Genomic DNA, 6291 nt, shown 5'->3' with positions numbered 1-6291 from the left:
CCCTTTAATGAATTTTATCAGTTTACTTAAATGGATAAACTTATAATTTTAGAGAATGATTAAAACACGTCTTAAAAAAGCATGTGATCTTTTAAAGCCTTCAAAAGACAGTTTATAATGATAAGACATGCTATCAAGACTATTATGGTTATGAGTTTTGAAGGGGTTTTGAGTTTTGACGGTTGCTGCTTTTATATAAAAAAATGGTAAAAAAATAAAAACGTTATATTTCAATTATTTAGTATTTTACAGATCTTCAAAAAACAACCAAAATCAACAATACAACCTATGAATTCAACTAATGATATATGTTTCGAGGGGGTTTTGACAATTTTTGCACCGTCAAAACCTATAAGCAAAATAAATATACATAACTCTCTTTAAACAAAGCTTTTGAAAAGAATAAAGCTATCATTTTAGAGTGCGATATACTCTCTTAAAAGCAATCCAAATTACAGTGTTTAGAAGTGCAAACATTCTTTTTAAAGTAACGTATATAAACACTCCTTTTAAGATTGTATCTAATCAACTTGATAAAAGAGGTATAGATTATAGTTATAAGACTCTATACCCCTTATAATGAGCATACCCATTATGTGAGCATGCTTTATAAGCTTATTCAGTTTCTCTAATTTCTAATTTTGGTAGTTTTTTCACGATTTTCATTGTCTCTAAACTTACGGTAATAACCCTTTGGAATAACTCCAATGGATAAGCAGGGTTTCCAACGGTTTCAACAGCATAGCGATTGGCATCATTCACAATACCACTCTTTTTATCAGTCTTTACACATTGACGTTCCATAACCCATTCAAGAGCAGGCTTGCCATTAACGATATACTCATAAGCTTCAAGAGGGATATCTGTCATGATGATGTTGCTATTGTAAATAACTGTGGATTTATCTTTTTCCTTACTGTTTCCAAAGAATCTCATTTCTGTAACATAATAGAATTTCTCAAGATTAGAGATATCAACTTGTTTAGGATTGCCTTTTTTAAAGGTTACTGGATAAGGTTCTACAGTTTCATAGTTTACGTGCAAATGACCCAATTCACGCCCTGCTGTAACAAATTTCCAAAAATCATCAGCACTCTTTACACAAGGGATACGAGGCAATTCTTTGCATAAATTATCAGCATAACGGGTACGATAATCTTCCGAATGTAAGATTCCGTAAACGTAATAGAATAAATCATCTTTTGTTATATTCTCATTTGGATAAGCCGCTTTAAAATGGGCTAGCCCTTCATCCGTAATAGCATCACGCCTCTTTAAACCAGCATTTTTGTTTTCTTCTATAGCATTTGCGAACAAATGGGATTGTTTCTCACTTTTATTTTTTGAAACCGTAGTGTCTTCGTAAATATAGCGTGGAAAACATTGACTACCACCATCTATCACATTAAGATCAGGCAAAATCTTAGTCATAAGAACAGAAAAACCTTTCATTGCTCCTGTACCTGTAATTTGTATCACCTTATTTTCAACTGCTTTTCCGATAGGGAATATGCGCGGCATTTGATAAACCATTTCATTGAAGACACGATTATAATAAAGCCACTGTTGTGTAAAAGGACGATAAAGACTTTTAGTAAGGCAATCTCTTTCAAATTCAAAAGTCTTTCCTTTAGCTAAATGTTGTTTAAGTGCACGACTCCAACTGATTTTACTTGTATCCAAATCGACAAAATCATTTACAGAATTTGCACGTATTTTATGATCAGTATGTGGATAGGTATCATTAAACCGTTCCACTTCACTATTATAGAAGCCAATCATATTACTCATATTTTTTTCTAGTGAGTGATGGCTTGAATTATAGACCCAAGCATCACGGCTTGTCATAATACCACGGGAATAAGTTTCAAAGAGCTTTTTATCATGTCCTTTTTTAGCACCCATAGCTAAAAATGATTTGAAGCTATCATCACGTTGATCAAGCCAATCATTATGCCTATCCGGTTTTATTATTTTCCAACCTTGTTTACTTTGTGTAATGCCATCAATGCTACCCAATGTCTCAATTATCGTAAGCTTTTTCTGTCTCGTGAGATAATCTCCAATATCACGGAAATATATTTTCCCACGCTGTTGAGATTCTGGATTTTTCACGAGAATAGAGATAGCTATAGGGGCTCGAGAACCTTCTCCAAAAATTCCCCCACTTTCTTTCTTACGCTGTTCTCCAGACGTTCGTGCATTCCCCCGTAAATGGAAAATATAAAGGCTGCTAAATTCTTCAACGAGGCATTTTCGTAAGCCAGCCATAGCATTTGCATCTACAAAGCTTGCATTTGTGACAAAACCAATAACACCACAGTCTTTTATACGGTCACTAGCCCAGCGAATAGCACGGATATAACTATCATAAAGTGATTGTATACAAACTGCTTTTGATTGAGCGGCATAAGTTTCACGAATACGGTCATCTAAGATTGGATAAGGAGTATTCTTTGCATTATCATTCTCGTTTTTTTGCTTTGTTGAATAAGGGGGATTACCAAAGATAACTTCAATATTGAGATTTTTCTGATGTTCTAAATATTCACTGTTTTCTTTAAATAATTCTTGTAGCAGGTTTTTCTCTTCAAGCATCTGAAACGTATCGGTTAAACCAATATGCTTGAATGGGATATAATTCCCTTTCATAAGACCATGATAGGTTGCTTCAATATTAATGGCTGCTATGTAATAAGCGAGCAAGACAATCTCATTGGCATGGATATCATAACGGTATTTATATTCCATATCCTCTGGTTTGATCAGTTTAGATTGTAATAGCCGCGTAATAAAGGTTCCTGTTCCTGTAAAAGGGTCAAGAATAGAAACACCACGTGATCCTAAGCTTTTTCCAAATTCATTGCGTAACACATCATCAACAGAATGAATGATAAAATCTACAACCTCAATGGGGGTATAAACAATTCCTAATTTTTCTACTGTACGTGGAAAAGCATAACGGAAAAATTCATTATAAAGCTCTACAATTAGGCTTTGTTGTGCTTCAAGAGTGGTAATTCCACGCGTGTAAAATTGTACACTCTTAGAAATATTTTTGAGATCTTGAGATTCTTCTTTAAGAGTAAACTTATCAAGGGCATTGAGTACACGTTGTAAGGCGCAAGATACGGGATTTTCTTGAACAAACTGATGCCCTTCAAATAAAGCATTAAAGACTGGACGCGTCACAAGATGTTGCGCAAGCATTTCAATTGCATCTTGTTCAGAGATAGCCGTGTTTAAATTGCTACGCAATTCGGTCATAAAATCATTAAACACCTGTTGTGTTTCAGTTTCTGATTTCGTCAAAACTTCAGTTAAGCGTGTGATATGAGTTTGAGCAAGATCACCAACATTTATTGCCCATTTTTTCCAATAACTAGGGTCGTAAAATCTATTGACAATAGCAGCTTTAATGACATCTTTACATTTAGAAAAAAGGGGGAGTTCTCCTTGTTCTCCACTTGTATGAGAGGGTTCATAAGTTGCTAACCCAATATTAAGTCCTGAATACTCTAATTTTGAGCGTGTAGGTAAATCATCAATAACCGTGGTCGTATCTTCTAACGCAAGTTCTTGAGAAGCAGCGACGATTTCGAGAGCATAGCTTACGTCTTGTTTTTTGTGCATATGATGAATTATTTTATTAAAGTTATCATCATGGGCACGTAAAGCATTAAGAACTTGCCAGATAACATTATACTTTTTGTTGTTTTCTAAAGCTATTTCCGGCGGAATGCCAGCGGGTATCCCAATGGGTAGAATGATATAGCCTCTTTTTTTACCTTCTGCTCGACGCATGACGCGTCCTATCGCTTGAATAATCTCAATTTGACTTTTGCGCGGGTGTAAAAATAGAACAGCATCAAGAGCAGGAACATCAACACCTTCAGACAAACAACGTACATTGGTGAGTACACGGCAAGTATTTTCCCCCACATCTTCCTTTAACCAATCAAGTTGTTTTGTACGTTCTTTAGCACTAAAGGTTCCATCAATATGGGCAAAGGTACAGTTAAGAGGAGGAGTATCTTTATAGTTTTTATGAAGAGCGCGCAAAGATTCTTGCACTTTTTCTTTTTTGAATCTTTTGCATATGCGTTTAGAGGTATCAATATCTTTGCAAAATGCTAAAGCTCTACGCATAGGCTTGGGGTCATCTTCAAGGTCAAGTTTCAGATCCATTTTGGTAAGGGCTCTATAACAGCCATTAATCTTGGTCCTATCGTCAAGAATAAGTTCATAATTCTCATCGGTAATCAGATGTTGAATGGATTGGCTTACTTCTTTTTCATTGACAACTAATATGATAACTTTACAAGGTGATAACAGTTTATCCTCTAAAGCACGTGAAAAGCTGTAAGCATAAAGTTGTTTGCCATAGAGTTTTTCATTATCCATGGACACCAAAACGTTATTGGAGAAGACAGCATTCCTTTTTAGCTTGTCACTAAAGATCCTTGGGGTTGCTGTCATGTAGAGGCGTTTTTTGCCGCCAATGATGCTGTTATCGTGAACTTTGATAAATTCAGATTCATGCTTGTCTGTTCCCAATACAACCCCCGTTGTTCTATGGGCTTCATCACAAATGATCAGATCAAATTCGGGTAAATCATATTCTTTTTGTGCATCCGAAATCACTTGAATGGAATGATAGGTCGAAAAGACCACGGTCATCACATCAAGAGGGGTTTTATTGGCTTTACGGGCAAGCTCTTTTGCATCCGTGGTAGCCGGTAAGACAAGATCAGAAGCATCCAGACCAGATTCATCATCATGCTTCCCTTTACGACGCTTGCCTACTTGTGTATCAGAACACACGGCAAAGGAACGCAATGGCACCTCTGTATCAATGGTCCATTCACGGATTGTTTGTGACATCAAAGCAAGAGAAGGCACTAAAAACAACACACGCTTACCTTGACCTGCTATTTGTTCTGCTATCTTAAGGCTTGTGAAAGTCTTACCCGTACCACAAGCCATAATCAGCTTGCCACGGTCTGCTTCTTTTAAACCTTCACAGACTTTCTCAAGTGCTTCCTTTTGATGATCTAAAAGCTTTTTTTTCGGTTGCTCTTTAAGGACAGCTTGTCCTCTTTCTTTATAAGCCCCCCAATCAATTTGACTGTTTTCTAAATCAAACAAATTAATCTGTTGAATGCGAACTTCTTGACCATCACACGTGTTGTTCGCATTATCACTCCAATTGCTTTCAGTGCTATCAACAAGAATACGACGCGTAAAAATCTTTTTTCCAGAAGCTGCTATAAAGCTATTAATATCTTCTTTTTTAATGATATGAGAAGCATCATAACATTTACATTGAATAGCCGCATAGCCGCCGTCATCACGGATTGTCGCCACTAGATCAATGCCAATATCACGCCTATCTTCATCATGTTCCTCAGCCCATTCCGAATAAGTCTGAACCTTTTCGTATTCTTGCTTTTGCAAGGGGTCTTCAGACAGATAATCCTTCACAAGGTTTTCAAACAGCGTTCCCAATTCACGGGGTGATTTTGCCTGTTTACGATAATACTCCAACAGAGAGCGTAGTGTGACATGTTCATGATCAGACTTAACAGATTGCAGCATATTACAACAGAACTCCATTTCATAACGACATGGTCAATTCCCATCAAAAGAATCGAAATGAAGCTTATTAAATCCATTTTGAATGAATATCGAGTGAAAAATGCTTAATCTACACGGGAGTTAATAAGAGCATGTATGTAAAAATAAATGCTGTTATTATTATAATAACACCAATAATTTCAAAAAGGTAATTTAGTTTTTTATACATATCATATTCACATAGGACTATTGTTTGTTCACTCCAATCGTTAAATGCGATTAATACGATATGTATTTAAAATATATTAAAGTGTTAAAATAAATGTTTTGATAGATGTTATAATTCAGTTCAAGAATGACGATAGCAATGTGGAAAAAGCCTATAGTTTTTTCAAAGAGGTTCTTAAAGGATTCTTATCAACAGCCTATAAGAGAGATCAGATCAGCAAAATAGTGAAATTTGCTATTCACTTGGTGTTTTAATCAAGACAAATTCACTATGGGATTTTAAAACATCATAATGAGTATTTTGATAAGTTTTATGAGTGACTTTAACAAATAGGTTTTGACGGTGCAAAAATTGTCAAAACCCCCTCGAAACATATACTATTGATTGAATTTAGAGGTTGCATTATCAATATGGGTTGTTTTTTAGATTTGTAAAATACTAACCACTTGAAATATAATGTTTTTATTTTTTACCATTTTTTTATA

The 6291-nt window shown here is 35.3% G+C and carries 1 protein-coding gene; it reads right to left on the bottom strand.

Annotated features, from left to right (window positions below; all coding sequences use genetic code 11):
- Nucleotides 1-615: 615 nt before the first annotated feature.
- On the bottom strand, nucleotides 616-5598 hold the full coding sequence (locus tag FNZ60_RS08735) for a DEAD/DEAH box helicase (protein WP_142417195.1): 4983 nt from the start codon (nucleotides 5596-5598) through the stop codon (nucleotides 616-618).
- Nucleotides 5599-6291: the final 693 nt, after the last annotated feature.

Origin of the sequence: Bartonella massiliensis, assembly GCF_902150025.1 — a bacterium.
Lineage (GTDB): Bacteria > Pseudomonadota > Alphaproteobacteria > Rhizobiales > Rhizobiaceae > Bartonella > Bartonella massiliensis.
Note: the sequence above shows the minus strand (reverse complement) of the source record. Positions and strands in the feature narration are given on the sequence as shown.